Here is a 25,399-nt window from a genome sequence, read left to right as displayed (position 1 = left end):
TTTTTCAGACCGTTGTGAAACCTGGATAGGCTAAAAAATATAAAGTTATGATCACCCTCAGAGTAGAAAACCGACCGGCGGAAAGCGAGGCGGGGAAGAAAAACGATTTTTATATGGAAGGCACTGTCTTCGTTATTATGTAAATTTTCAGCTATTTCCGCCTTGTTTTAAGCTGTTTTCTGTTAACCTTAACCATTTTTTGCGTTCTCGTCAGGTTGCTCAATGATGAGCTGAGAGATGAAATATATTGACGTCTCATCCAGGACGATTTTTGATGGCTGCTTTAGCAGCAGTCTGACGGGGCGGTACCGGTAAAAAAATTGGCCGTACCGCAATTCTCCCGCTAAGGAAATTAAGGCATCTGCTATTATCGCCGGGAACTGCTCTGAAAAAATTAAAAATTTGAATCATGGAAACTAATAAAGTAAAACAATTGCACGATTTCGGCCAAAGTATCTGGCTAGACTTTCTTGACCGTAAGTTGATTCGTTCCGGTCAGTTAAAAAAACTGATTGAGGACGACGGCCTGCGGGGTATGACCTCTAACCCGGCTATTTTTGAAAAGGCCATCAGCAGCAGTGCTGACTACGATGAGCAGATCCGCGAACTGGCCGCTACCTATCAAAACAACGAAGCTATTTTTTATCAGCTGGCAATAACCGATATTCAAAACGCTGCAGACCTGTTTAAACCTGTTTTTGTGAAAGGCTCGGATGGTTATGTTAGCCTGGAGGTTTCACCTCACTTGGCGCATGATGCCAACCGGACGATCAGGCAGGCAGTGGAGTTGTGGAAAAAGGTTGACCGCGAAAATGTTATGATTAAAATACCCGCAACAACCGATGGATTGCCCGCCATCCGCAAATCGATCAGCGAAGGGTTGAACATCAATATTACCCTGCTGTTTGGCCTGGACCGCTATGAGGAAGTCACCGAAGCCTATTTATCAGGCCTGGAAGACCGGGTAGAAGCAGGGCAACCCATTGATCATATCGCATCTGTAGCCAGCTTTTTCCTAAGCCGCATTGATGTAATGGTTGACCCAATGCTGGAAATAAAGGGCCATCCTGAAATGAAGGGCCATCCTGAAATGAAGGGCGAGATAGCGATTGCCTGCGCTAAACAAGCCTACCAGATCTATAAACGGGTGTTCAGCAGCGAACGTTTTAAAAAGCTGCAGGAGCAGGGCGCTATGCCACAGCATGTTCTTTGGGCAAGCACCGGAACCAAAGATCCATCCTTTCCCGATACCAAATATGTAGATGCCCTCATCGGCCCGGAAACCGTTAATACCGTTCCGCTGGAAACACTGGAGGCCTACAGGGATCACGGAAATCCCGCAAACAGGCTGGAGCAGGACCTTGACAAAGCTACGCAGACATTAGCTCAACTGAAGAAGATTGGAATTAACATCGATGAGATCACCGCACTATTGGAAAACGAGGGCATCGAAAAATTCAATAAGCCTTATGATCAGTTATTACAGGCTATTGAGGAGAAAAAAGGTCATACTATTGATGCCTGAATAATCTGATTGGTTTGGGATTGGTCAAAGTTATACCATTGTCATATTGTTTATACTTTTTTGTATAAACAGGCAATGATTGTATCTTTGCAGGGTAATTATTATTGATTCCATTTAAAGACTGGCATCATGAAGGAAGAACTGAACACACTGGAGCAAACTGTATTAAATGACTATAAATACGGCTTTGTTACAGACATCGATACGGATACCGCTCCGAAGGGGATCAACGAAACGGTCATCCGCCTGATCTCTGCCAAAAAGAACGAGCCAGGCTGGATGCTTGATTGGCGCCTGAAGGCCTATGCCCAATGGCTGAAAATGGAAGAGCCTAAATGGCCGAACGTGACCTACCCGCCGATCAATTACCAGGATATTATTTATTATGCCGCACCTAAGCAAAAACCGCAGTTAAACGGTATTGATGAGATTGACCCGGAATTGCGCCGTACGTTTGAAAAACTGGGTATATCCCTGGATGAACAGAAGCGCCTGAGCGGGGTTGCGGTAGATGTGGTGATGGACAGTGTTTCTGTTGCCACATCATTCAAAAAGCAATTATCGGAAATTGGGGTTATCTTTTGTTCCATGAGCGAAGCCATACAGCAGCATCCTGAATTGATAAAAAAATACCTGGGCTCTGTGGTACCCATGACCGATAATTATTTTGCAGCGCTGAATGCCGCTGTATTTACAGATGGCTCATTTTGCTATATCCCCAAAGGGGTACGCTGCCCGATGGAACTGTCTACCTATTTTCGGATCAATACGGAGAATTCGGGGCAGTTTGAACGCACGCTGATCATCGCGGAAGATGATAGCTACGTGAGCTACCTGGAGGGCTGCACGGCCCCCATGCGGGACGAAAATCAGCTGCATGCCGCCGTGGTAGAACTAGTGGCGCTTAACAAGGCGGAGATCAAATATTCCACGGTCCAAAACTGGTACCCCGGCGACAAGGAAGGGCACGGTGGTATTTACAACTTTGTAACCAAACGTGGTATATGCCAGGGCGATCATGCTAAGATTTCTTGGACACAGGTAGAAACCGGCTCGGCTATTACCTGGAAATATCCCAGCGTTATTTTGAAGGGTGATTATTCCATCGGCGAGTTTTATTCCGTTGCACTTACTAACAATTACCAGCAGGCAGATACCGGCACCAAAATGATCCATTTGGGCAAGCATACCAAAAGCAGGATCGTTGCCAAAGGGATCTCTGCAGGGCGCAGCAATAATAGTTATCGCGGACTGGTGCGTGCCAGCAAATGGGCTACCAATGCCCGTAATTATTCACAATGTGATTCACTGCTGCTGGGTGACCGGTGCGGCGCGCATACCTTCCCTTATATTGAAGTTAAAAACACAACGTCGACTGTTGAACATGAAGCAACCACCTCAAAAATAGGGGAAGACCAGCTTTTTTATTGCAGGCAGCGGGGTATTGATACCGAAACCGCCGTAGCATTGATCGTCAACGGCTTTGCCAAAGAGGTTATGAATCAGTTGCCAATGGAGTTTGCCATAGAGGCACAAAAACTGCTGGCCATTAGCCTGGAAGGCAGTGTAGGTTAATTTTTAAACAAAAAAATATGTTATCTATCAAAAATATACACGCGGCTATTGAAGGGAAGCCGATATTAAACGGGATTGACCTCGAAATAAGGCCGGGAGAGGTACATGCCATTATGGGGCCCAATGGTTCAGGGAAAAGTACGCTGGCACTGGTATTGGCAGGCAGGGAAGGGTATGAAGTAACCCAGGGTTCAGTTACCTTTTCAGGGAAAGACCTGCTGCAGATGCCGCCCGAAGACCGGGCCCGCGAAGGCTTGTTCCTGGCATTTCAATACCCGGTGGAGATACCCGGGGTAAGCACCACAAATTTCATTAAAGCGGCCGTGAATGAAAAACGGAAATACCTGGGTGAAGAAGCGCTGGACGCCGTTGCCTTTCTTAAAATGATGAAGGAAAAAATGGCGCTGGTCAATGTTGATCAAGCTTTATTGAGCCGTTCTGTTAATGAAGGTTTTTCAGGCGGCGAAAAAAAACGTAACGAAATTTTCCAGATGGCCATGCTCGAACCCAAGCTGGCGATATTGGACGAAACGGATTCTGGATTAGATATTGATGCCCTGCGTATTGTAGCCCGTGGCGTAAATCAACTGCGGAATAAGGATAGGGCCATTCTGATCATTACTCATTACCAGCGTTTACTGGATTACCTGCAGCCTGATTTTATACATGTGTTATACAATGGCCGTATGGTCAGATCAGGAGGTAAGGAACTGGCCCTGGAACTCGAAGAAAAAGGATATGATTTTATTAAGGATGAGCTCAATTTAACAGAAGGGTTACCGGCGGGTACTAATTAAAGAGGACCATGACAGATGTAAGTTATTTTAAAGACCGGTTTGAACAGTTGCAGGGTGCAAGCCCGGATGGCGACATTGCCGGGGTGCGGCTGAAAGGCTTTGATACTTTTACCAATTCAGGCCTTCCTTCTTTGCGCAACGAGGAGTGGAAATATACTAATATCAGCAGTTTGTTTAATAAGGAATATCATGTTGCCGCGGTTGATGAAAAGCCTGTTCTGTCAGACGTTGATTTCCTCCGCTTGCCGGGACATTCCGGCGCTAATGAACTGGTTTTTGTAAATGGCCGGTTTATGCCAACGCTTTCTACCATCCGTTCTCCGGATAATCAGTTAACCTTGATGCCGTTGGAAGATGCGGCAAATGGAATTTATAAAGAACTGGTTAAGGAACATCTTGGGCAAAGCAGCAAGTATCTCAAAGATGGCATTCATGCGCTTAATACCTCATTTATTTCTGGCGGAGTATTTATACATATCGCTAAAAAGCAGCAATTGGAGCATCCTATTTACCTGTATCATGTTTCGGACGCGCGGGACCATCATACACTTTCCCAGCCCCGCAGCCTGGTTTATGCCGGCGAAGGAAGTAAACTACAGCTGGTAGAAACTTACCAAACTATAGGTACTGCCGATAGTTTCACTAACCAGGTGATGGAAGTGGTGGTTAACAACGACACCCGTATGGAATATTATAAGCTTCAGAATGATAGTGCTAATGCCAGCCAGGTAAGCACAACGCATATCCGCCAAGCGGGCCGGAGCTATGTACATGCGGTAACTATTACGCTTAACGGCGGCATGATCCGTAACAATATGAACCTGGTACTGGATGCAGCGGGCAATGAGACCCACCTGTATGGCTTATATTTACTAAATGGCCGTACTCATGCTGATAATCATACGTTGGTTGATAACCGCATGCCAAATTGTTTCAGCAACCAGCTTTATAAAGGAATTGTGGATGATAACGCAACAGCCGTATTTAACGGTAAGATCATGGTACAGCCACAGGCGCAAAAAACCAATGCTTACCAGTCCAATAAAAATATCCTGTTAACTGATCAGGCCAGTATTAATACCAAACCCCAATTGGAAATTTTTGCCGATGATGTCAAATGTTCTCATGGTTGTACTGTAGGACAACTGGATGAGACAGCCCTGTTTTATTTAAGGGCAAGAGGTATCCCTAAGGAAAATGCACAGGCTATGCTGTTACAGGCTTTTACGGCAGATATACTGGTGCAGGTAAAACCTTTATTGCTCCGCGAACATATAAGACAACTTATTACAGTGCAGCTTTTTAATAATAAATAAAAGAATGACAACTTTTAGCACGATATCGCCCATTTTTGATGTGGATACCATTAGGCAGGCTTTTCCTATCCTTGGCCGTATGGTGAAGGATAAGCCATTGGTATACCTGGATAATGCGGCAACATCACAAAAGCCATTAGGCGTTATTAATGCTATTCATGATTATTACACCGGTTATAATGCCAACATTCACCGGGGGATCCATAGCCTGGCTGAAGAAGCTACCGCGGCTTACGAAGTAACACGGCATGCGGTAAAACAGTTTATTGGTGCGGCTGCTGCTGAAGAGATCATCTTTACCAGGGGAACTACGGAAGGTATTAACCTGGTAGCCTATACCTGGGGAAGGCAAAATATAAATGCAGGGGATGAGATCATTATTTCAGGCATGGAGCATCATTCTAACATTGTGCCCTGGCAAATACTGTGTGAAGAAAAAAATGCTGTACTCAAGGTGATTCCGGTTACCGAAGATGGTGAGCTTTCCTTAATGGCCTATCAAAACCTCCTGACTGATAAAACGAAGCTGGTATCCATTGTGCAGGTATCCAATGCCTTAGGGACGGTAAATCCGGTTAAAGAAATGATTGCTGCAGCTCACCATGTAGGCGCTTTGGTATTGGTTGACGGGGCACAGTCGGCCGTTCACCTGGATATTGATGTACAGGATCTGGATTGTGATTTTTTCGCTTTCTCTGGCCATAAAGTTTATGGGCCAACAGGTGTTGGTGTGCTTTACGGTAAAAAAAAGATCCTGGAAAACATGCCGGTTTTTCAGGGCGGTGGCGAAATGATCAAAGAAGTTACTTTTGAGCATACCACGTATAATGAACTGCCATACAAGTATGAAGCCGGCACCCCTAATATAGCGGATACCATTGCTTTAAAGTCAGCGCTGGATTTTATTAACACAATCGGGAAAACAAAAATACGGAAACACGAGGCTGGGTTATTGGCCTACGCTACAGAGCAACTGGAAACCATTCCCGGACTGGCAATTATTGGCAAAGCCAGGGAGAAGGCAAGCCTGGTGTCTTTTGTGATCAAAGGCACACATCCCCAGGATATTGGCATTTTGCTGGATAACCAGGGAATTGCCGTAAGAACCGGGCACCACTGTTGCCAGCCGCTGATGAAACGCTTTGAAATTCCCGGTACAGTAAGGGCTTCATTTGCGCTATATAACACCTTTGAAGAAGTGGATAAATTGATTACCGGCTTACATAAAACCATTAAAATGCTGTCATGATGATAACAGGCAATAACGGGCAAATGCAGGCTACAGAAACAGCAATTATTGAAGATTTTTCTTTGCTGGACACCTGGGAAGAGAAATATGAATACATTATTGACCTGGGTAAAAAACTGCCTGCATTAGATGAAAAATATAAATTAGAGGAAAATAAGATCAAAGGATGCCAGTCGGCTGTATGGCTGGTAACAGATTATCATAATGGCAGGGTGTTTTTTAAAGCGGACAGTGATGCAGTTATTGTAAAAGGTTTGGTCAGTATGCTCATCCGGGTATTATCAGGGCATACGCCTGATGAGATCATTAGTGCAAAACTCGGATTTATAGAACAGATAGGCATGATGACACACCTGGCACAAACCCGTTCAAATGGTTTGCTGGCTATGATCAGGCAAATGAAAAACTATGCCCTGGTTTATAAAACAATCGGAAATTAAAAATACGATGATGAATGAAGAAGCATTAAAAAAAAAGGTCATTGATTGTTTACAAACCATCTATGATCCCGAGATCCCGGTGAGTATTTACGAACTGGGGCTGATCTATGAAACTGCGATCATGCCTCCTTTGAATAATGTACAGATTGTGATGACCCTGACCGCGCCCGGCTGCCCGGCTGCACAAATACTGCCCGTTGAAGTGGAACAGAAAGTAAAACAAATTGAAGGTGTGAATGAAGTACAGGTGTCGGTGGTATGGGATCCGCCCTGGCATAGGGAAATGATGTCTGAAACGGCTAAGTTCGAATTGGGTATGTTATAAAAGCTATAAGCACAACTACTAAAATATAGATCAAATATGAAAATTACGGCCCAGGAAGAGTATGGTTTACGGTTATTACTGCGGATTGCGAAATGCAGGGATAACGGCGGGATGAATATTCCGGATCTAAGCGAAGCTGAAGGCTTATCAGCAGCTTACGTAGCCAAGCTTACCCGTATATTGCGCATAGCCGGTTACATCAGCAGTACACCCGGCTACAAGGGCGGTTACGTGCTGGCGCGGCCCGCAGGGCAAATCAATATCAACCAGGTACTGAAGACTTTAGGGGGGGCATTGTTTACTAAGGATTTCTGTGGTGATTATCCGGGTACAGGTTCTTTATGCACCAATTCCGTGGATTGCTCTATACGTTCACTCTGGCAAACGGTCCAGCTCTCGGTTGACAGGTTATTAGATCAGGTAACCTTAGCGGATCTGATGAGTCCGGAACACACATCGGTTCAGCTGCTCCATGCGCTAATAGGGCAACAAACCAAGGTATTGTCCTGATAAATGAATTATTTAATTCAAACATTTTTGTTTTGCATACTTGCTGCGCCGGTACAAAATCAGATCTTATTTAACTTTTCACTATGAACTTTCCTGTCTTCAGGGTAAAAAGTTTATTGGCATTTTCAGTGCTATTGCCCAATATAATCAGGCAAACAGCTCTGATCCGTTCCCGCATTATTTTTTTTCTAGTGCCGTCTTTTTTTCTTCATATTCTTTCTGATCTATTTCCCCCCTGGCAAAACGTTTTTTCAGGATATCCAGTGCGTCTTCTTTTCTTCGCCGCTGGCCAGGTATATCATATGGAGTTGCAAATATCCACACCACCAGGATAAACCAAAGGAACCACCAGATCCAGTTCATTCCCCAGTAGTAAACAGTTGGATTGTACCACATCGGTTTATTTTTTAATGATTGAAAATTTAGTTAGTGGCCACTCTTTTTTAAACGTTCCCATTTTTCCAGTGCTTCTTTTTGAAGCAGTTTGGTACGCTCAATGGCTATGGCCTGTTCATCCTTTTCACAAAGCGGCCATTCGGTAACCAGGTTCGCATTCAGTTTCCAGGCATCTTTTTCTTTGTTTTTATTATTCTCGCTTAACATGGTATAAAAAATAAAGGCGCTGTTTAACAGCGCCAGGTTAAACAATGGGAAATTGTTCAAATTATTTAATTTCGATATGCCGGCTTGCTGCCCGGGCTTCCTCTTTTTTAGCTACGTTGATCTTTAGCACACCATCGGTGTATTCCGCTTCTATATCAGCATCATCCACCGAATCGGGCAACGTAAAAGAGCGGACGAATGAGCTATAGCTATATTCGCGTTTATTGTACTTTTTATCATTTTCGGTTTGCTCAGACTGCCTTTCTGCCGATATACTGAGCACATCTCCATCAAGGTCAACTTTAAAGTCTTCCTTCTTCAGGCCGGGTGCTGCCAGTTCAATGTGGTAATGCCCGTCTGTCTCCGAAATGTTTACCGCCGGTACCCGCGACACCATCCTGTCGGATAAAAAGGTGTCATTAAAAATGGATTCAAACATGTCGTCAAACCCGGGGCGGGCAAGGCCCCTGTTTTTCCCTTCACTGAATTTCACTAAGGTCATAACGCTTCCTCCTGCATTTTATAAGCCGGAACATCCCGGCCTGTTTTTACAACAAGCAGGAACAGGACAGGTTTGTCATTTTTTATTTTTTTTAAACCATATTGTTATGCATTTGTTACCCGGCCCATCTTTAAAAGAGTCAGCCGGTCACATTAGCTCCACGTTTCTTTTAACGTATAGTCCGGGAAGTAAAAGTGATGCAAGGAAACTGAAATTGACGCTTAGTCTTGAGTCGAAAGTCTTGAGTTCTAAGTCAGAAAAAAACAAAATTTGACTTAAGACTTGCGACTTAAGACTGTTGACTTAACACTGGCTGTTATACGCCGAATCACAATTTTTATGACTTGGCAACATATTGCTGGTGTCAGTAACAGTGTCTTTTAGCAAAGCTCTATTAAACTCTTCCAGCAACGTAAGATATTTGAGTTTCCAATGGCACTCTTTTCCCAGGTCTATGGTTGAGAGGGGCCTTGGGTTTGGTTTGGATAATTCGATAGCACTATCAAACTCTCCTGCAGTAAATAACTCAGGGAATTCTCTGCCAAAATCGTGCTTTATTATGCAGCCAATCTGGAAGATCGCGCTCCTTTTTAAATCCTTTTGTTTAAACCAGTTATATAGTGTTCTTCGGTCCACGCTCGTGCTTTTAGCAAGCTCACTAATATTGAACCCTGCTTTTCTCACTACATACTCAACAATTTCGCCGTAATGTCTATCCATATTTATTGTAAATTTTTTGTTTGAAGAGTTTCAATTTAAAGGCCACAAAAGCAGGGATCGCATAACGAAATTTACGTTATATTTATTTTTGTATTCGATCGTGTAACTGTTTTATTACACTGATTAACTGATGGTTAATAATTCTGTAGAACACACATAGGATTTCTCCAGAATTTAATTAATAAAAAATAACCCCAGATTCTCGGCAAAAACGCTACCATTTGCAGATAATTAAATTATTCATCTGCGTATGCCGGCTTTATCAATGTGTGTTTCATTAATTATACATGCATTTTAGCCTGCTGTATGCAAAAAAGGGCGGTTGCCCAATTGTTCATACGGGTTTTCCCGGATAGATGGAGCAGATCGAAAGCCGAAGATCTGGATGAGCAGCAGGCAGGGCAACAAATTGATTTACAAACTGCATTGGTCGCCGTGCCCGCCAACCGGGAATAGCTATGACGGCAGAAGAAATACTTCTTTAAACATTTTTGAATTATCTAAAAATTAAATAAAAACCTTAACAAAAGCCATCCTGCTTACGTATAATCGCACATATGTCCTATTTAATTTAACTATAGTTTTATTTTTCTGATGTTGTGGAAGTCATATAAAGTACTGGCCATTATATTTTTAGCCGGCCTGGGCTGGGCTTTATACAGCGATACGTTCATTTCCCATTTTGAAACGTATATACCATCAGATTACGTGGGGTACTTACGGGGCATCAACAATTCTATTTTGTTTGGCGTTACTGCTATCTTTCTTTACGGGCGGGTTAGGAAACAGCAGGAACAACTGGCGCTCTCTGAGAAACAATACCGCGATCTTTTTGAATCCAATCCCAACCCGATGTGGGTGTACCACCGCGAAACACTCGCTTTTATTGCAATAAATGATGCCGCTATGGCAAAGTATGGTTATAGCCGTGATGAGTTTTTAATCAGGTCGATCAGGGACATTCGCCCTTCAGGTGATCAGGATTTACTGGATCAAACGAAAAAAACTGATCACCCTGGGATCCGGGAGCTGGGTATATGGCAGCATATCAAAAAATCGGGCGAGATCTTCCCGGTCTCCATCGTATCACATGAGCTAACGTTTGATCAGCAACCCTGCAAAATGGTTATGGCTACGGATATGACCACTGTTATGCAAAACGAGAAAAAACTCCGGGAGGCCTATCAGAAAGAAAAAGACCTTCATCAAAAGCTGGCCGTTAATTACGAATTGACCAGGGAATCAGAGGAAAAAAATCAGCTCATGGCGCAAATCATTAACAAAATCAATAACCTGGTGGTGATAGTGGGCGGGGACGGCGTCATTTCATGGGTTAACCAGGCATTTACAGATTTTACAGGTTATTCCTTGCCCTATGCAACCGGAAAAAGGCCGGAGGAGATTTTATTTGGACCAAAAACAGACCAGGATACTGTTAGTCGGCTTATTCGATCTGTACGGCAAAAAATATTTTTCAGCGGGGAGATCCTTAACTATAAAAAAAATGGTGAATTATACTGGACCCAATTGAGTATTTCCCCTATTTTTGATGAAAAAGGAAATTTTAAATTCTTTGTTTCCGTTGAAAATGTCATTACGGAAAGAAAGGAGAGAGAGAAAAAAATATTTGCCCAGCACACCATGCTGCAAGATATCGCATGGGTCAATTCCCACCAGCTTCGCCGCCCTGTCTGTTCTGTATTGGGCTTGATCGATGTCCTGAAAATTGTGCGTAATGATGCGGATAGGGCTGAGTGCATGTGCTTACTCGAAAAGTCAGCGCTGGAGCTGGATCAATTATCTAAGGGTATCAACCAAAAAATAGATCAATTGGAACTTGCTGAAAGCCTGCATTAAGCCGGGTTGAAAAAATTCTGCTTTTCAGTCCGTTTAAAAAAGAAATTTATCAGGGCGATATATTTGGGCTAAACCAACTTGTCAGGCGTAATTGGCAAAGTGCGGATACGCTTGCCTGTGGCATGATAAACTGCATTGGCAACAGCGGCGGTAAAGCCGATAATCCCGATTTCCCCCAGGCCCTTAGCGCCCATAGGATCAATTACCGGATCATGCTTATTAATAAAATACACTTCTATATTGGGCACATCGGCATTTACAGGGACAAGATAATCGGCCAGGTTGTTATTTACATAGCGGCCATAACGATGATCGACAATACCCTGTTCCAGCAGGGCAATGCCAATACCCCAGGTTACTGCCCCTAGCACCTGGCTGCGGGCCGTTTTATAGTTCATGATCCTGCCGGCATCAATTGCCGATACCACCCGGGTTACTTTTACCTCACCTGTAAAAGGATGTACCTGCACTTCCACAAAATGAGCAGAAAAGGACTTGCCGGAATATTTCTCATTTTCAGGTCCCGGCTTTGATTCAACTGTCGCTTCCAGTTCAGACAGCTGGTGTTGCTTTAAAATATCGGTATAGTTGATTGTTGCATTTAAGTCTTCTTTTTGTGCAAGTACTGCAAATTTTTGTTTAAGGGCCAGCGATGCATCATGCACAGCAGACCCTGTTGATGCGGTAGTATGCGAGCCATACTGAGGCGGAGCAAAGGGAAAACCGGCATCGGCCCACTCTATCTGCACTTCATTGGCCGGAACGCCTAATGCGTCGGCTGCAATTTGCGTCATAATGGTAACAGAACCCGGGCCTGTATCGGCCACGGAGCAACGTATCAGCACTTTTCCGTTTGTCAGCATTTTTATACTTGCCGATGCTGGTGCACGTTCTGCTTTATAAATACCTGCGCTCATACCCATGCCGACCAGCATTTTGCCATTTTGCATAGAACGGGGAACAGGGTTGCGTTTGTCCCATCCAAATTTAGCCCCCCCGGTTTCATAACATTCCTTCAGGTAATTGCTTGACCAGGGCCGGTTGTTAAGCTGGTCAATAGCCGAAAAATTCTTCAATCTTAAATCCAGCGGATCCATATGTAAAGCATAAGCCAATTCATCCATAGCCGATTCCATGGCGAAAGACCCGCTGGTTTCGCCCGGCCCGCGGGTGGGGCAGGGGGTACTCATATCAAGCTGAACAAGCTTATACGTGGTATGCACATTTGCACAGTTATACATTGATTTGGTAGGCTCGAGGATGCGCTCCGTAAACTGCTCGTATTGACTGGTAGAACCATATGCTTCATGACTAATGCCCGCCAAAGTTCCGTCCGCATCAGCGCCTATTGCATATTTCTGTATAGAATAAGGCCTATATCCCACCATGTTGAATACCTGCGTACGCTCCAGTGCAACTGTTACAGGGCGCCCGACTTTTTTAGCGCCCATTACAGCGGCCATTTCCTGCGGCCACATGCGCGATGAACTGCCAAAGGCCCCGCCGACAAAAGGTGAATATACTTTTACGTTTTCCTCCTTTAAATTAAAATATTTGGCAAATTGCTGCCGGGTAGTTTTAACGCCCTGTGATTTATTATAAATATATAATTTATCATTATCCCAGTAAGCCGTGGTGGCATGCGGTTCCATAGGGTTGTGTACCTGTAAGGGGGTTTGATATTCCTGTTCAATGTTTACCGGGGCATTTTTCCAGGCGTCAGCTTGTCCCCGGGTATAATCTGCTGGCTTATCCGGGGTTATCGCTTCAGTAAGCTGATCATGAATATTGGTATGGTGCTTTTCTTCCTGGTATTTTATTTTTACCAGCCATGCGGCATACCGGGCTTCTTCAAGGGTAGCTGCTATCACCAGTGCAATGGGCTGTGAATTAAAGTGGATGCGGTCATCCAAAAATGGTTTAAATTCTTTACCGGCAAATATAGGAATAGCCGACATTGGGTTGTGGCCATAACCAGGTACATCAGGTGCATTCAAGTGGCTCATTACTGTTAAAACACCAGGAGCCCGTTCCGCAATTTTGCTGTTTATCTCCAGGATCCGTCCGCGGGTAATGGCGCTGGGTACAACAACACCGTAAGCAATATTTTTGAAATGATAATCTGCTGCATATTTGGCACTGCCGGTAACTTTAGCCCGCCCTTCAACCCGGTTCAAGGGTTGGCCGATTACATTTTCTCTCAAATTTGGCCCGCTCATGATCATGTTGCCTTTATCGGGTTAAACAGTTGATGTGGCAGTAAGTTTGTGGTATCAATTATTAAAACTTATTCTTTGCCCGATTGTAAAATCATTAAAGTATTTTTTTGATAAAAGATCAGGGAAAGTTTATGATAGATTATGAATTTAATGAAACGATTGAACTTCCTTTAAATGGTATTATTTTATCAGCAGATCTCGCTATTCCCAAAAATTCAACGGCAATTGTTGTATTTGCGTATTGTAGTGCCAGCAGCAGGTTTAGTTCCCGCAACCAGTATGTAGCCGAAAGGTTCCGGGAAAAAGGATATGCCACGCTTCTGTTTGGTCTTTTAACAGCAGAAGAAAGCCACAAATATTTTAATCGTTTTCAAATTGATCTGCTTGCAAAAAGGCTCACCAAGATAACAAAATGGGTAAATGCTGAAATACTGACCAGTAATATGGCTATCGGGTATTTTAGCGCCGGTACAAGCGCGGCGGCAGCATTAATTGCCGCAGCAGAATTACCTGATAAAGTACTGGCGATGATATCCAAAGGCGGACGTCCTGACCTGGCACCTGATGCTTTAAACAAAGTGCAGGCAGCCGTACTGCTGATTGTTGGAGGAAAAGATGAGGTGGTACGCGAGCAGAATGAGAAGGCATTTGAGGAGATCGAATCAGTCAGTGAACTGACCATTATTCATGATGCCACGCATTTGTTTGAAGAACCGGGTAAACTGGAGGAAGTAACGGATTATGCATTGGGTTGGTTTGGTAAGTATTTAAAAACTGAAGTGCCGCTGTAATGTACAATGTCCATTAAAAGCAAGCGATCCTTCCGGATCTTATTTTTTTTAAAAATCATAAAACTATCAGAACTTCAAATAGTTAACTATAAAAGTAAAATCAAATGGCATTGGTAATCAAAAGCAATACACAGCATTGGTGGATGTTTTTATTGCGTGGCTTGTTATTCATTATTCTGGGCATCTATATGATCGGTTCGCCATTAAGAAGTTATATGGCATTGAGCTTTCTTTTCGGGATCATTATCCTTTTGGCCGGCGTAACTGAACTCTTGTATGCTTATACAAACCGGCATACGGGTGGCTGGGTCTGGCGCTTGTTATTAGGGATCATTGATTCAAAGGATTTTCCCTGCTGGGTTTTGCCGGCATATTACAACGCCCGTTTTGGGTGATAACAGGTGGAGTATTGATGATACTGTTTGCCATGCTGGTAATTTTTAACCCGGCCATTGGCGCTATGACCATTGTATTATGGACCGCCTTTGCTTTTATAATTGCCGGCATTTTTAATTCATTGCTGGCTTTCAGGCTGAAAGCTGCCCACGATGTTTGAAATTATAGTTGCTTACTAATCTGGAATTATTTTCCACAGTACTGATTTGAATAAAATTACTTTTCAAAGTCAGTCTCTGCAGAGCCATTAAAAAAGCTTTAGAAATAGAGGAAAAAGCGGGAAACACAATTTCGGATATAAGCATAAAGAAGGAGTTAGTTACTAAATATTCACAAAAACAAATCAATAGTTTTTAAAAAAATTAAAAAGTTTTTGATTTTTTTAAAAAAACTTTCTAAGTTTATCGGAAATCTAGAAAATGATTGTCCGGAGTAAACAAAAGTTATTACGAAACGAACTTATTAAGCACTTCTATTTTAATCATCAGCTTACTCTTTCCGAACTAAGCAAGCTTACTCATAAAAGCTTGCCGGTGGTAACCAGCACGGTTAACAGTTTGATAGAAGATGGATACATACAGGAGCATGGCCTTGCCCGTTCTACCGGAGGAAGACGGGCATCAGCCTTTACGTTAAATGATCAAAAAAAACGATATATTATTGCAGTAGCAGTTGATCAGCTGGTTACCCGGGTAGTTATTTATGACCTGTTGAATAATATTAAAATGGAGCCCGGGATAAAGGAGCTTGCCCTGGTCAGTGCGCCGGCTCTAATCGATACATTCATTACGTTTCTGAAAGATTACATCTCCCGCTCCAATATACCGCTAAATCAAATATTGGGAATCGGTATTGGAATGCCCGGATTTGTTAATGCCGAACTGGGTGTAAATCATACCTTTTTTAAATCTGAGCAAGATCTCAACCTGAAAAAACACCTTACCCAGGAACTGGGCGTGCCTGTATTTATTGATAACGACTCCAGCCTGATCGCCTTAGCCGAATTGAAATTTGGTGCGGGCAAGCATTTGAAAGATGTATTGGTTGTAAATGTGGGATGGGGTACAGGTTTGGGCATGATCGTTAATGGCAGCCTTTTCAGGGGGCATAGCGGATATGCCGGCGAATTTAGCCACATTCCGCTGTCGCAAAGCAATAAGTTATGTTCCTGCGGTAAAAGGGGCTGTTTAGAAGTAGATACCTCCCTGGTTGTGATGATTGAGCGCGCAAAATCAGAAATAAATGCCGGTGCGAGCTCAAGTATGGAGCAGATTTTTAAAGAAACTGGTGAACTGTCAGCTGATCACTTTTTGCAGGCTGCAAAATCGGGCGATCCCCTTGCTGTATCCATACTTTCAGATGCGGCGTTTTTAATCGGGAAGGGCATGTCAACCCTGATCCACATTATGAACCCAAAACTTATGGTGTTAAGTGGAAGAGGAGCAATTGCCGGTAAAATTTTAATGGCTCCCATACAACAAGCCATCAACGAATTTTGTATCCCCTGGCTTGCTGAACAAACAGAGATCCAAGTTTCAAAACTGGCCGAGGATTCTGAGCTCTTAGGAGCCGCCACATTAGTAATAGAGAATTGCAACTTTAATTAACAGAATACTTAAACCCATCACAAATAAAAATTAACAGAATACTTAAATCCCTTACAAGTAAAATTTAACAGAATACTTAAACCCGTCACAAATAAAAATTAACAAAATACTTAAACCGTCACAAATAAACTGTCCTTATTTTTTAACCCTTAAATCCTAAAAATGAAACAAATGTACTTAAGATGCATGGCTTCATTGTTATTTAGCATGATAACAATAGTTGCGTATGCACAAAAAACCGTTACCGGTACGGTAACAGAAAAATCCGGACTAGCCATTCCCGGTGTAAATGTTACCGAAAAAGGTACCAGCAATGGCACGGCTACAAGCGTAGACGGAAAATTCAGCTTATCTGTGAAACCGGGCGCAGTGTTAACTTTTTCTTTTATTGGCTTCAAAACAACAGATGTTCCCGTTGGGACCAGTACAACTTTGAATGTTGTTTTAGAAGCTAATGAAAATGCCCTGACAGAAGTTGTTGTGACGGCTTTGGGTATTAAAAGAGAAAAAAAATCATTAGGTTACGCAGTGCAGGAGGTGAAAGGCGAAGCATTAACGGAAGCTAAAGAGCCTAACATTGTGAATGCGCTTTCAGGAAAAGTAGCAGGCTTGCAAATTACGCGCTCGGGTAATGGGCCCGGTGGTTCATCAAGAATTACGCTGAGAGGAAATAACTCGTTAACAGGCTCTAATCAGCCATTAATAGTGATTGACGGAACGCCTGTTGATAACTTTATCGGGGCCTCAAACAATGATTACTACAATCCGTCTTTAGATATGGGTAACGGTCTATCGGATATTAACCCTGAAGACATTGAAAGCATGAGTGTTTTGAAAGGACCATCGGCAGCTGCACTTTATGGTTCCAGAGCAGGTAATGGCGCAATTTTGATCACTACGAAAACAGGCAAACGACAAAGTGGCCTGGGTATAACCATATCGTCATCAATAGGCTCTGAAAGTATCTTTGCTAAACCGGGAATGCAAAATGTATTTGGCCAGGGATCAAATAATATTTATGATCCAACAGCATCCACCAGCTGGGGGCCGAAAGCAGATGGTCAGTCTGTAAAAAAATGGGATGGTTCTACAGCTCCGTTAAGAACCTATGATAATATCGGGAATTACTTTCAAAAGGGCTTAACGGCAAACCAAAGCATATCGTTTCAGCAGCAATACAAATCCACATCGGTTTATACTTCCTACAACCGTTTGGATGAAAAGAGCGTGATCCCCGGAGCAAAGCTGATAAGGAACAACTTAATGGGCAGAACGGTGAGTAAGTTTGGCACCGATGACAAGTGGACGATTGACACGAAAGTTCAATATATTAATGCTACTGCCCTTAATCGCCCGCAAGGCGGCTCCAACGTGAGCAATAATTTTTATGCGTTATCCTTACTGCCAACTTCTATTGATATAAGAGATTTCAAGGCACGTACAGACAAGAACGGAAAAATGCTTTGGTGGCGCCAGGAAAATGAGCTTAATCCATATTGGGCATCTCAATATAACCTGAACGAGGACATCAGGAACCGGTTTTTATTAAACGCATCAATAAAATATCAGTTTAACAGCTGGCTGAATGCTGAGGTGAAAGGTGGCGCGGATACTTATACCACCAATACCGATAACCGCACATACGCAGGCGCTACTCCCACCTCTACAGGTTCTTATGGCGCAGGCAAAAGCACATTTACAGAAACTAATTACAGCGGCTTACTTACAGCAAAAAAAGACAACCTTTTTGGCAAATTAGGAGGTACGGCTACTGTTGGCGGAAACCTTATGAATCGCCAGTCTTCTTTTCTGAGTGCAAATGCAAGCCCTTTACAGGTGCCAAACTTATTCTCCCTGAATAATGGAACAACCAATGCTTCCATCAGCGAAGGTTTATCACGTCATGATATTTATTCGGTTTATGGATCACTGGGCCTGAATTACGACGGATACCTGTTTGTTGACGGAACATTGAGGAATGACTGGTCTTCAGCCCTAAGCGCTGCAAACCGCTCTTATCTTTATCCGTCGGTAAGCGCCTCTTTCTTATTTACCGAATTAATGGGTAAAAACGGGAACGGATTACCATCATGGTTAACCTATGGTAAATTAAGGGGATCTTTTGCTTCTGTGGGGAATGATATGGACCCTTACCAATTATACAATACCTATAACATCGGTAAAGATCCGCTTGGCAATACTACTGCAAGCCGCGGCGATGTTCTCTACGATGCCAATGTCAAAAGCGAATTAATCAAATCATACGAGGCCGGTCTGGAAATGCGCTTTTTGAACAACCGGGTAGGATTTGACTTTGCCGTGTATAAATCAAATGCCACAAGGCAATTGTTGAATCTTCCTATGGACGCTTTAAGTGGTTATACCGCCCGAAAAATAAACGCGGGCGATATTCAGAATAAAGGGTTGGAGTTGATGGTTGATGGTAAAATCATAAAAAACAATGATGGCTTTAACTGGAATACTATGGTAAATTTCTCTATCAACCGGAACACCGTTAAATACCTTTCGCCGGGTGTAACCCAATATAGTTTGGGAGGGTTTGATGACCTTTCAATTGTTGCCCAAACCGGGCAGCTGTATGGTGAAATATATGGTTCCCAATTTTTGAGAGTAAAAGATGCCAACAGTCCATATAAAGGACAATTGCTGTTAGATGCCAGCGGGTTACCGCAGGTTGATCCGGAAAGAGCCAAGCTGGGCAATCAGCAGGCTTCCAGCTTATTGGGTGTTACCAACTCGTTCTCTTACAAAAATTTTGACTTTTCGTTCCTGGTTGATGCCCGTTTCGGCGGTCAGATCTTCTCAGGTACAATAGCCAATATGGAACAGTATGGTACATCTAACAAAACGGTAGTAAACGGATCAAGGGACGATATGTTGGTTGACGGTGTTGTTTTGAACCCAACTACAAACCAATACGAAAAAAATGCAGTGAAAACCACTGCGCAAAATTACTGGACAGTAGTTGCCGGCCACGGTAATATAGGGGTAACCGAAGCAAATCTTTATGATGCGTCTAACATACGGATCAGAAATGTACAGTTAAGCTATAACCTTCCGAAAAAATTATTAACGGGGATAGGTGTCCAAAGAGCAAAAATTGGCGTATCGGCCAATAATGTATGGTTAATATCAAGCCATATGAATGGTATGGATCCTGAATCTTCTTATGCAACGGGAACTAATGCTACGGGTTTTGAAAGTGGAAGCTTCCCAACAACACGTACAATTTTATTTAACTTAACTGTAGGCTTCTAATTATCACACAAGAATAATTCATAATATATGAAAACGATATTTAAAAAATCATGCCTGTTGCTTACAGCTACTTTGCTGCTTGCATCATGCAAAAAATTTGACGACATCAATAACGATCCGCTCAAAGCTAATGGCGATCAGGTGCAAACCGAATATTTTATAGACAATGCTATTGTTGGCGCTCAGCAGGACCCGGGTTTATCAGAACGTGTATTTATCCTCTATTGGGTTGTAGGCGGCCATGGCCTGCAGGACGAGGATGGAGAAACCTTCTCACGCGGATCATACGACGACGGATGGACCTCAGAATATTACAGGCAATCGTCGCAGTGGTTAAATAATGCCAATAGCGCAATCGAGATAGGAACTGATCAAATTGCCAAGGGAACATCCAAAGTTTATACAAAAAATCTGATCCAGGTTGCAAGGATCTGGAGAGCCTATTTAATGAGCGAATTTTCTGACAGCTTTGGCCCTATGCCTACAGACGGCTTCCAGGGTAAAAATCCGGAGTTTAAAGATGTTAAAACAGTTTATTACTTTTTGCTGGATGAGTTAAAAGATGCAAGCTCAAAATTAGATTTGACCATTACCAATCCATCAACCTTAACGAAAGAAGATCCGGCGTACGGATATGACTACGCTAAATGGCGTAAATATGCAAACTCTATGCGTATGCGCCTGGCTATGCGGTTATCTGAAATTGATCCGGCAAAAGCTAAAGCTGAATTTGAAGCTGCTGCTGCCACCAATGATTTCATTACAGATGTTGCTACCGAAACCTTTAGCGTACAGGAAACCCCTAACAGTTATAACCCGCTTAGCAGTGTGTTCAGAAAAGAGTCGTCATGGATGGGGTTGCCTATATCTGCAACTTATAACAACCTGGTGTTTGGCTTAGGCGGTGTTAAATCTGCCGATCAGTTAGCTGCATCGTTCCAATCAGCCATTAAGCCGGCTAACTGGATGGGGCAACGGTTTACAGAACAGTTTGCCACTAAAACCAATGATCCGGCGGCAGGTTATTGGTTTAACGGATTACCTTACTCCATTGATCCAAGGGCTTATAAAATTTTTAGCATCCCCGGCAACATCACCGACCCTAACTACCCGGGCATAGGTGATACCTTCACAGCTACTCAAAGGGATTTGAAAAATGCTGCGGGCGCAGTTGTTAAAACACTAAACTCAACCAACACATGGAATGCCAAGGCAGATGGCAACTGGGGTGCAAAAGCATCTATGAACCAAGCCATCACTACCAATGGGTTTAAACCGTTACTGAACCTGGTTTACAGGAATGGAAATAATAGAAGAGTTTTCTTTGCGCCATGGGAAACTTATTTCCTTTTAGCAGAAGCTGCAGTTCGTGGCTGGAACACCCCTGTTAATGCTCAAACCGCTTATGAAACCGGGATTGCCAAGAGTTTTGAATATTTTGGAACTACTGCCAATCTAAGTACCTACCTGGCATCTACCGACTACAACAGGGTTGGAACATCTGTTAAATGGGCCCATACAACAGAACCGGCGGCATCACATGCTATGAATTATGAAGATGGCATTACCGGTGCTGCGGGTGTGGTATCCGTTAACTATCCCAAAAATGATCTTTATAAGTCAGGCGCGGTTAGAAATGACCAGCTAACAAAAATTATTACCCAAAAGTATTTAGCCCAATTACCGTGGTTGCCTTTGGAAACCTGGAATGATCGCAGGAGACTGGGCCTACCTTTTTATGAAAACCCGGCTGTTGAAGATATTATGCCTGATTTACCTGCTTTAAATAGTTCTAACTATACTACAAGCAGTATCAAATTTTTCCCTCAGCGCATGAAATATCCTTCAAGTTTGAGTAATAGCAATGTTGCTGGCTATAACCAGGCTGTTGCTGCCCTGGGCGGTACTGATGCAGTGCTGACGCCGTTGTGGTGGGCAAAGCACTAATAACTTTTAAAATTAAAAGAGACCCCATAAAAAGGCTCTTCTAATTAATAATTACTTATAAGATTAAACAGTCACTTATAAGGCATTTTAAAGGGGTGAAGATCTATTCTTCATCCCTTTTTTATTATTTCCATTTTCTGTAAATGAATTCACTTACGCTTATAAACAGGGCGCTAAATGATAATTTTCACATTTTTCTACACCTAATTGTGCATTATATGTGAAATTTTATATTATTCTTAATTCTACCTTTATAAAATATTTTTTAGATAGCAATTGTAATTTAATGTTTAACCCAAAAAAAATTGCTAAAATAATTTGCAATACCAGCCATGCAGATAAATTTTACTTTCTATAAGAGAACAATTGCTAAATAAAATCATCAAAAGAGGTTGTAATCAAAATTGAAAATAAGTTGCATCATTTATGACAATTGACAAAGCTACCAAAAGCAGATTAGACTGGATTGATTATGCTAAAGGTGTAGGTATAATATTTGTGGTTTTTGGTCATGTTATTAAAGGATTAAATACGGCAAACCTTATTGATTCAAAATTTTATTATTACGCTGTAAATTTTGTTTACAGTTTTCATATGCCATTGTTTTTTATTCTTTCCGGATATTTTTTTTATTCAAGCTTAAAAAAAAGAGGGAATAAATCTTTCATGTTCAACAAGCTTGGCACCATTGCATATCCTTTTTTAATATGGTCTATATTGCAAACTATTATTGAAGTGAAAGCTTCGGGTTACATAAACAGCCCGCGTTCGCTGTGGCTGTCATTAGATTTTTTGTATAAGCCTAAAGATCAATTTTGGTTTTTATTCGCTTTGTTTTTTATAAATGTAATAGGGTTGTTGGCATTCAATTTTTCCAAAAAGTGGGGAATGCTGCTTTTGTTTTTAATATGGGCAATAGGCTACAGCACAAACCTGCAAACCGGGATATTTGGCAAAACATTTGTTAACCTAATTTACTTTGCAGTTGGGATAGCTTTATTTAAATATCAATACATTACAGAACAGATCCTAAAGAGCCGGATGTTTATACTTAATGCCACTATTTTTTGCATTTCGATATATTTTTATTTCACATTCCCGCATAACCTTTGGTATAATGAGATTTTTCCTCCATTGGCTGGCAGTTTTACAATATTCTATTTAAGTAATGTTTGCGCTAACAAAAACGGCTTTAAATTTTTGGAATATTTAGGGATCAATAGCATAGTAATCTACCTGGTTCATATTATAGCGAGCAGTGGTACGCGGATAATTTTGGCCAAAGCATTTCATATCACTAACCCGAGTGTGCATATTGTTTTAGGTACGCTAACCGGGCTTATAGTTCCATTATTATTTTACAATGTTGCTAAAAAAACAAAATATCTGTCCTGGCTATTTGTCTTTCCGATAAAACAAAAGCCGAAAAATTTGGCGCCGTCTACCTACACCCCCACTACGGCAAGGTTTACATAGTAACTTTTATTACGATTGAAGCAGGCGATGGATTAGTCCGAAAAGTTGGGGGAATGTTGTAATAAAAGAAACCTCAAATGATGTCATTCAAGGGTTTTTAGTGTTTCTTGGAGGCCCAATGCGGTCTTCAGATAAAAAATCGAAATTTGAACTTAATGGTTAGTACAGCAAACAAACAAAGACGGTAAATTCTTGTTGATAAGTAACACGCCTAAAGGTATTGGAAACAGTTCAGTCATTAACGGCAATTTGTGCAAGGTGTTTTTAGTGATCGAACTTAACACTCTCAACGTTATGCCACAAGCGAGTCCACAACCGACAGAATTACCTTTTTTACAGGGTGGGGGAGAGTGCGGTGAGATCATCCGTGAAACCGACTGGTCAAGAACCCCGCTGGGAGCCCCCCAATCGTGGGAGCCCGCGTTAAAGATATCCATTGGTATTTTGTTAAGTTCTCCCTTCCCGATGCACATAACCTGGGGCGCTGAATTTATCCAGTTCTATAATGATGGTTACCGCCCCATTTTGGGTTCCAACAAACACCCCCAGGCAATGGGCATACCAATATGGCGATCCTTTTCGGAAATTTGGGACACGATCGGCCCGATGTTTCACGGCGTTATGGAAGGCTGTCCGGTCAGGTTTACAGACTTTAAATTATTCCTGAACCGCAATGGATATTCCGAAGAATGTTATTTCAATTTCGCCTACAGCCCCGTTAAGGATGAAACCGGCAATATCAGAGGGGTTATCACCAATGTCATTGAAACGACTGATAAAGTCAGAGCCTTTATAGACAACGAGAACGCAAAACTTGAATTGGAGGCTGTGCAGGCAGAAACCGCCAGCCAACGAGACAGATTTGCTGAGTTCTTTATGCAGGCGCCGGCAGGGATATGTGTCCTAAACGGGCCTGACTATCAATTTGAACTGGTGAATCCTTTATACCAGCAGTTCTTTCCGGGAAGGGATATCTTAGGTAAGCCTCTGACTGAAGCTATTCCCGAACTTGCGGGCCAGCCGATAATAGACATTATTGAAAATGTTTACCGGACAGGTGAACTCTACGAAGGCCGAGAATTGTACGTACCAATGGCCAGAATGGCTGATGGGTTCATCGAAGAACGGTATTTTAATTTTATTTATCAGCCACGCCCGGGTCCGGGAGACCACGTAGACGGCATATTTGTTTTTGCTATCGAAGTGACAGATACCGTTTTGGCGAGGAGAAAAATCGAAGCAAGTGCCAATTTGTTCCGCACGCAGTTGAACGCTATTCCCCAAATTGCCTGGACAAACACGCTTGACGGCGAAGTAGACTTTTATAACCAGCAATGGTACAATTATACAGGGTTCGATGAAAAGCAGTTTAGCAGCAGGGGATGGGAGACGGTCATCCATCCTGATGACCTGGACTATTGTCAGGATTCTTTCCAGGACATTTTAAGAGGTACAACCGGTGGTGAATTCGAGATCAGGGAGAAACGTGCTGACGGGGAATACCGATGGCACCTGGTACGGATTCTGCCGATCAAAAATGAACAGGGAGCTTTACAAAGCTGGATCGGCACGGCGACTGACATTCACGATCTTAAAATATTGGCTGCCCAGAAAGATGATTTCATCTGCATCGCAAGTCATGAGTTAAAAACTCCGGTAACCAGTTTGAAGTCGTCTTTGCAATTGCTCGACCGGATGAAGGAACAGCCTTCGCCGGTAATGCTGCCCAGGTTGATCGTTCAGGCAAACAGAAGTGTCGAAAAGATCAGCGGCCTGATCGAAGAACTGCTGGACGCCAGTAAGCTCAATCAAAACCAACTGCATATTGCCAAAAAAATATTTAAGGTTTCAGAAATGCTGGAAGGCTGCTGTAATCACGTGCGCGCAGCAGGTAAACACGAACTAATCTTCAAAGGTGACCCGGAATTAACAGTTTTTGCCGATGAACACCGGATCGATCAGGTGGTGGTTAATTTCGTGAATAATGCCGTCAAATATGCCCCTGAATCTAAACAGATCTATCTAATCGTTGCAAAGATGGATCAGTATATTAAAGTTTCGGTCAAAGATAATGGACCCGGGATCTCACCGGATAAGATTCCGCATCTGTTCAATAAATATTACCGGGCAGAATATTTCGGTGCACAATATTCCGGTCTGGGTTTGGGTCTTTACATCAGCGCAGAGATCATTCACCGCCATAATGGTGAGATCGGCGTGGATAGCCAGTTAGGTAAAGGAAGCACCTTTTGGTTTACGCTTCCG

At 42.7% G+C, this 25,399-nt stretch carries 23 protein-coding genes; 18 read left to right on the top strand and 5 right to left on the bottom strand.

Features of this window, described 5'->3' with window-relative positions:
* The first annotated feature begins 409 nt into the window (after nt 1–409).
* The 8 genes from tal to JWQ54_RS22010 all read left to right on the top strand — a co-directional run bounded on the left by tal (nt 410) and on the right by JWQ54_RS22010 (nt 7,737).
* A complete protein-coding gene (gene tal, locus JWQ54_RS22045; protein ID WP_299589444.1) occupies nt 410–1,525 on the top strand; it encodes a transaldolase in 1,116 nt (371 codons plus the stop codon).
* A gap of 129 nt (nt 1,526–1,654) precedes the next feature.
* Nucleotides 1,655–3,100, top strand: coding sequence for a Fe-S cluster assembly protein SufB (sufB, locus tag JWQ54_RS22040; protein WP_299589441.1), 1,446 nt, complete (start codon nt 1,655–1,657; stop codon nt 3,098–3,100).
* A gap of 17 nt (nt 3,101–3,117) precedes the next feature.
* Nucleotides 3,118–3,897: a Fe-S cluster assembly ATPase SufC gene (gene sufC / locus JWQ54_RS22035; protein ID WP_299589438.1), complete on the top strand. Its 780-nt coding sequence runs from the start codon at nt 3,118–3,120 to the stop codon at nt 3,895–3,897.
* A gap of 8 nt (nt 3,898–3,905) precedes the next feature.
* Nucleotides 3,906–5,213, top strand: coding sequence for a Fe-S cluster assembly protein SufD (gene sufD / locus JWQ54_RS22030; protein ID WP_299589435.1), 1,308 nt, complete (start codon nt 3,906–3,908; stop codon nt 5,211–5,213).
* A gap of 4 nt (nt 5,214–5,217) precedes the next feature.
* Complete coding sequence (locus JWQ54_RS22025; protein ID WP_299589432.1) at nt 5,218–6,462, top strand: cysteine desulfurase; 1,245 nt, start codon at nt 5,218–5,220, stop codon at nt 6,460–6,462.
* Nucleotides 6,459–6,902 (top strand): SufE family protein, encoded by a 444-nt coding sequence (locus tag JWQ54_RS22020; protein WP_299589430.1) that lies wholly within the window; start codon nt 6,459–6,461, stop codon nt 6,900–6,902. The genes JWQ54_RS22025 and JWQ54_RS22020 overlap by 4 nt, the downstream gene beginning before the upstream one ends.
* Nucleotides 6,871–7,227 (top strand): iron-sulfur cluster assembly protein, encoded by a 357-nt coding sequence (locus JWQ54_RS22015; RefSeq protein WP_299589428.1) that lies wholly within the window; start codon nt 6,871–6,873, stop codon nt 7,225–7,227. Before JWQ54_RS22020 ends, JWQ54_RS22015 begins: the two co-directional genes overlap by 32 nt.
* Nucleotides 7,228–7,263: 36 nt before the next feature.
* The gene (locus JWQ54_RS22010) at nt 7,264–7,737 is read left to right on the top strand and encodes an Rrf2 family transcriptional regulator (protein WP_299589426.1); all 474 of its coding nucleotides are present in this window, start codon (nt 7,264–7,266) and stop codon (nt 7,735–7,737) included.
* Nucleotides 7,738–7,914: 177 nt separating this feature from the next.
* Here the strand turns inward: JWQ54_RS22010 and JWQ54_RS22005 are convergent, their stop codons facing one another.
* The 4 genes from JWQ54_RS22005 to JWQ54_RS21990 form a co-directional block, all read right to left on the bottom strand.
* Nucleotides 7,915–8,133 (bottom strand): SHOCT domain-containing protein, encoded by a 219-nt coding sequence (locus tag JWQ54_RS22005; RefSeq protein ID WP_299589424.1) that lies wholly within the window; start codon nt 8,131–8,133, stop codon nt 7,915–7,917.
* Between the two features lie 30 nt (nt 8,134–8,163).
* Entirely contained in the window at nt 8,164–8,400 is a 237-nt protein-coding gene (locus tag JWQ54_RS22000; RefSeq protein WP_299589422.1) for a hypothetical protein, read from the bottom strand.
* A gap of 1 nt (nt 8,401) precedes the next feature.
* Complete coding sequence (locus tag JWQ54_RS21995; protein WP_299589419.1) at nt 8,402–8,842, bottom strand: Hsp20/alpha crystallin family protein; 441 nt, start codon at nt 8,840–8,842, stop codon at nt 8,402–8,404.
* A gap of 303 nt (nt 8,843–9,145) precedes the next feature.
* Nucleotides 9,146–9,562, bottom strand: coding sequence for a hypothetical protein (locus JWQ54_RS21990; protein ID WP_299589416.1), 417 nt, complete (start codon nt 9,560–9,562; stop codon nt 9,146–9,148).
* A 306-nt stretch (nt 9,563–9,868) separates the two neighbouring features.
* Here JWQ54_RS21990 and JWQ54_RS21985 point away from each other — a divergent pair, with 306 nt between their 5' ends.
* Both JWQ54_RS21985 and JWQ54_RS21980 read left to right on the top strand, forming a co-directional pair.
* Nucleotides 9,869–10,018, top strand: coding sequence for a hypothetical protein (locus tag JWQ54_RS21985; protein ID WP_299589413.1), 150 nt, complete (start codon nt 9,869–9,871; stop codon nt 10,016–10,018).
* A 138-nt stretch (nt 10,019–10,156) separates the two neighbouring features.
* Complete coding sequence (locus JWQ54_RS21980) at nt 10,157–11,419, top strand: PAS domain S-box protein (protein WP_299589410.1); 1,263 nt, start codon at nt 10,157–10,159, stop codon at nt 11,417–11,419.
* A 68-nt stretch (nt 11,420–11,487) separates the two neighbouring features.
* On the opposite strand, the gene JWQ54_RS21975 is transcribed toward JWQ54_RS21980, so the two are convergent.
* On the bottom strand, nt 11,488–13,638 hold the full coding sequence (locus JWQ54_RS21975) for a xanthine dehydrogenase family protein molybdopterin-binding subunit (RefSeq protein ID WP_299589407.1): 2,151 nt from the start codon (nt 13,636–13,638) through the stop codon (nt 11,488–11,490).
* Between the two features lie 131 nt (nt 13,639–13,769).
* Between JWQ54_RS21975 and JWQ54_RS21970 the strand changes: the two genes are divergently transcribed.
* The 8 genes from JWQ54_RS21970 to JWQ54_RS21935 form a co-directional block, all read left to right on the top strand.
* Nucleotides 13,770–14,429 (top strand): hypothetical protein, encoded by a 660-nt coding sequence (locus JWQ54_RS21970; RefSeq protein WP_299589404.1) that lies wholly within the window; start codon nt 13,770–13,772, stop codon nt 14,427–14,429.
* Between the two features lie 104 nt (nt 14,430–14,533).
* A complete protein-coding gene (locus JWQ54_RS21965) occupies nt 14,534–14,824 on the top strand; it encodes an HdeD family acid-resistance protein (protein WP_299589401.1) in 291 nt (96 codons plus the stop codon).
* Nucleotides 14,825–14,841: 17 nt separating this feature from the next.
* On the top strand, nt 14,842–14,985 hold the full coding sequence (locus JWQ54_RS21960; protein WP_299589398.1) for a DUF308 domain-containing protein: 144 nt from the start codon (nt 14,842–14,844) through the stop codon (nt 14,983–14,985).
* 259 nt (nt 14,986–15,244) lie between these two features.
* Nucleotides 15,245–16,432 carry an ROK family protein gene (locus tag JWQ54_RS21955; protein ID WP_299589395.1) on the top strand — a complete coding sequence of 396 codons (1,188 nt, stop codon included), beginning with the start codon at nt 15,245–15,247 and terminating at the stop codon, nt 16,430–16,432.
* 207 nt (nt 16,433–16,639) lie between these two features.
* Nucleotides 16,640–19,711, top strand: a complete 3,072-nt coding sequence (locus JWQ54_RS21950) for a SusC/RagA family TonB-linked outer membrane protein (protein ID WP_299589392.1) — start codon at nt 16,640–16,642, stop codon at nt 19,709–19,711.
* A gap of 27 nt (nt 19,712–19,738) precedes the next feature.
* Nucleotides 19,739–21,658, top strand: coding sequence for a SusD/RagB family nutrient-binding outer membrane lipoprotein (locus JWQ54_RS21945; protein WP_299589389.1), 1,920 nt, complete (start codon nt 19,739–19,741; stop codon nt 21,656–21,658).
* A gap of 426 nt (nt 21,659–22,084) precedes the next feature.
* Nucleotides 22,085–23,134, top strand: coding sequence for an acyltransferase (locus tag JWQ54_RS21940; protein WP_299589386.1), 1,050 nt, complete (start codon nt 22,085–22,087; stop codon nt 23,132–23,134).
* A 294-nt stretch (nt 23,135–23,428) separates the two neighbouring features.
* Nucleotides 23,429–25,399, top strand: a 1,971-nt coding sequence (locus tag JWQ54_RS21935; RefSeq protein WP_299589383.1) for an ATP-binding protein, incomplete at its 3' end; no start/stop codon positions are given.

It is taken from the genome of Mucilaginibacter sp. (assembly GCF_028288225.1).
Classification (GTDB): Bacteria; Bacteroidota; Bacteroidia; order Sphingobacteriales; family Sphingobacteriaceae; genus Mucilaginibacter.
Note: the sequence above shows the minus strand (reverse complement) of the source record. Positions and strands in the feature narration are given on the sequence as shown.

Excerpts from the sequence above, each read along its gene's own strand:
- JWQ54_RS21965 (WP_299589401.1), top strand. The coding sequence starts at position 14,534 with ATGGCATTGGTAATCAAAAGCAATACACAGCATTGGTGGATGTTTTTA.
- JWQ54_RS21985 (WP_299589413.1), top strand. The coding sequence starts at position 9,869 with ATGCAAAAAAGGGCGGTTGCCCAATTGTTCATACGGGTTTTCCCGGAT.
- JWQ54_RS22025 (WP_299589432.1), top strand. The coding sequence starts at position 5,218 with ATGACAACTTTTAGCACGATATCGCCCATTTTTGATGTGGATACCATT.
- sufC (WP_299589438.1), top strand. The coding sequence starts at position 3,118 with ATGTTATCTATCAAAAATATACACGCGGCTATTGAAGGGAAGCCGATA.
- JWQ54_RS21970 (WP_299589404.1), top strand. The coding sequence starts at position 13,770 with ATGATAGATTATGAATTTAATGAAACGATTGAACTTCCTTTAAATGGT.
- JWQ54_RS22005 (WP_299589424.1), bottom strand. The coding sequence starts at position 8,133 with ATGTGGTACAATCCAACTGTTTACTACTGGGGAATGAACTGGATCTGG.
- JWQ54_RS21955 (WP_299589395.1), top strand. The coding sequence starts at position 15,245 with ATGATTGTCCGGAGTAAACAAAAGTTATTACGAAACGAACTTATTAAG.
- JWQ54_RS22015 (WP_299589428.1), top strand. The coding sequence starts at position 6,871 with ATGCCCTGGTTTATAAAACAATCGGAAATTAAAAATACGATGATGAAT.
- JWQ54_RS21995 (WP_299589419.1), bottom strand. The coding sequence starts at position 8,842 with ATGACCTTAGTGAAATTCAGTGAAGGGAAAAACAGGGGCCTTGCCCGC.
- JWQ54_RS22010 (WP_299589426.1), top strand. The coding sequence starts at position 7,264 with ATGAAAATTACGGCCCAGGAAGAGTATGGTTTACGGTTATTACTGCGG.
- sufB (WP_299589441.1), top strand. The coding sequence starts at position 1,655 with ATGAAGGAAGAACTGAACACACTGGAGCAAACTGTATTAAATGACTAT.
- tal (WP_299589444.1), top strand. The coding sequence starts at position 410 with ATGGAAACTAATAAAGTAAAACAATTGCACGATTTCGGCCAAAGTATC.
- JWQ54_RS21950 (WP_299589392.1), top strand. The coding sequence starts at position 16,640 with ATGATAACAATAGTTGCGTATGCACAAAAAACCGTTACCGGTACGGTA.
- JWQ54_RS21940 (WP_299589386.1), top strand. The coding sequence starts at position 22,085 with ATGACAATTGACAAAGCTACCAAAAGCAGATTAGACTGGATTGATTAT.
- JWQ54_RS21980 (WP_299589410.1), top strand. The coding sequence starts at position 10,157 with ATGTTGTGGAAGTCATATAAAGTACTGGCCATTATATTTTTAGCCGGC.
- JWQ54_RS22020 (WP_299589430.1), top strand. The coding sequence starts at position 6,459 with ATGATGATAACAGGCAATAACGGGCAAATGCAGGCTACAGAAACAGCA.
- sufD (WP_299589435.1), top strand. The coding sequence starts at position 3,906 with ATGACAGATGTAAGTTATTTTAAAGACCGGTTTGAACAGTTGCAGGGT.
- JWQ54_RS21960 (WP_299589398.1), top strand. The coding sequence starts at position 14,842 with ATGATACTGTTTGCCATGCTGGTAATTTTTAACCCGGCCATTGGCGCT.
- JWQ54_RS21975 (WP_299589407.1), bottom strand. The coding sequence starts at position 13,638 with ATGAGCGGGCCAAATTTGAGAGAAAATGTAATCGGCCAACCCTTGAAC.
- JWQ54_RS21945 (WP_299589389.1), top strand. The coding sequence starts at position 19,739 with ATGAAAACGATATTTAAAAAATCATGCCTGTTGCTTACAGCTACTTTG.
- JWQ54_RS21990 (WP_299589416.1), bottom strand. The coding sequence starts at position 9,562 with ATGGATAGACATTACGGCGAAATTGTTGAGTATGTAGTGAGAAAAGCA.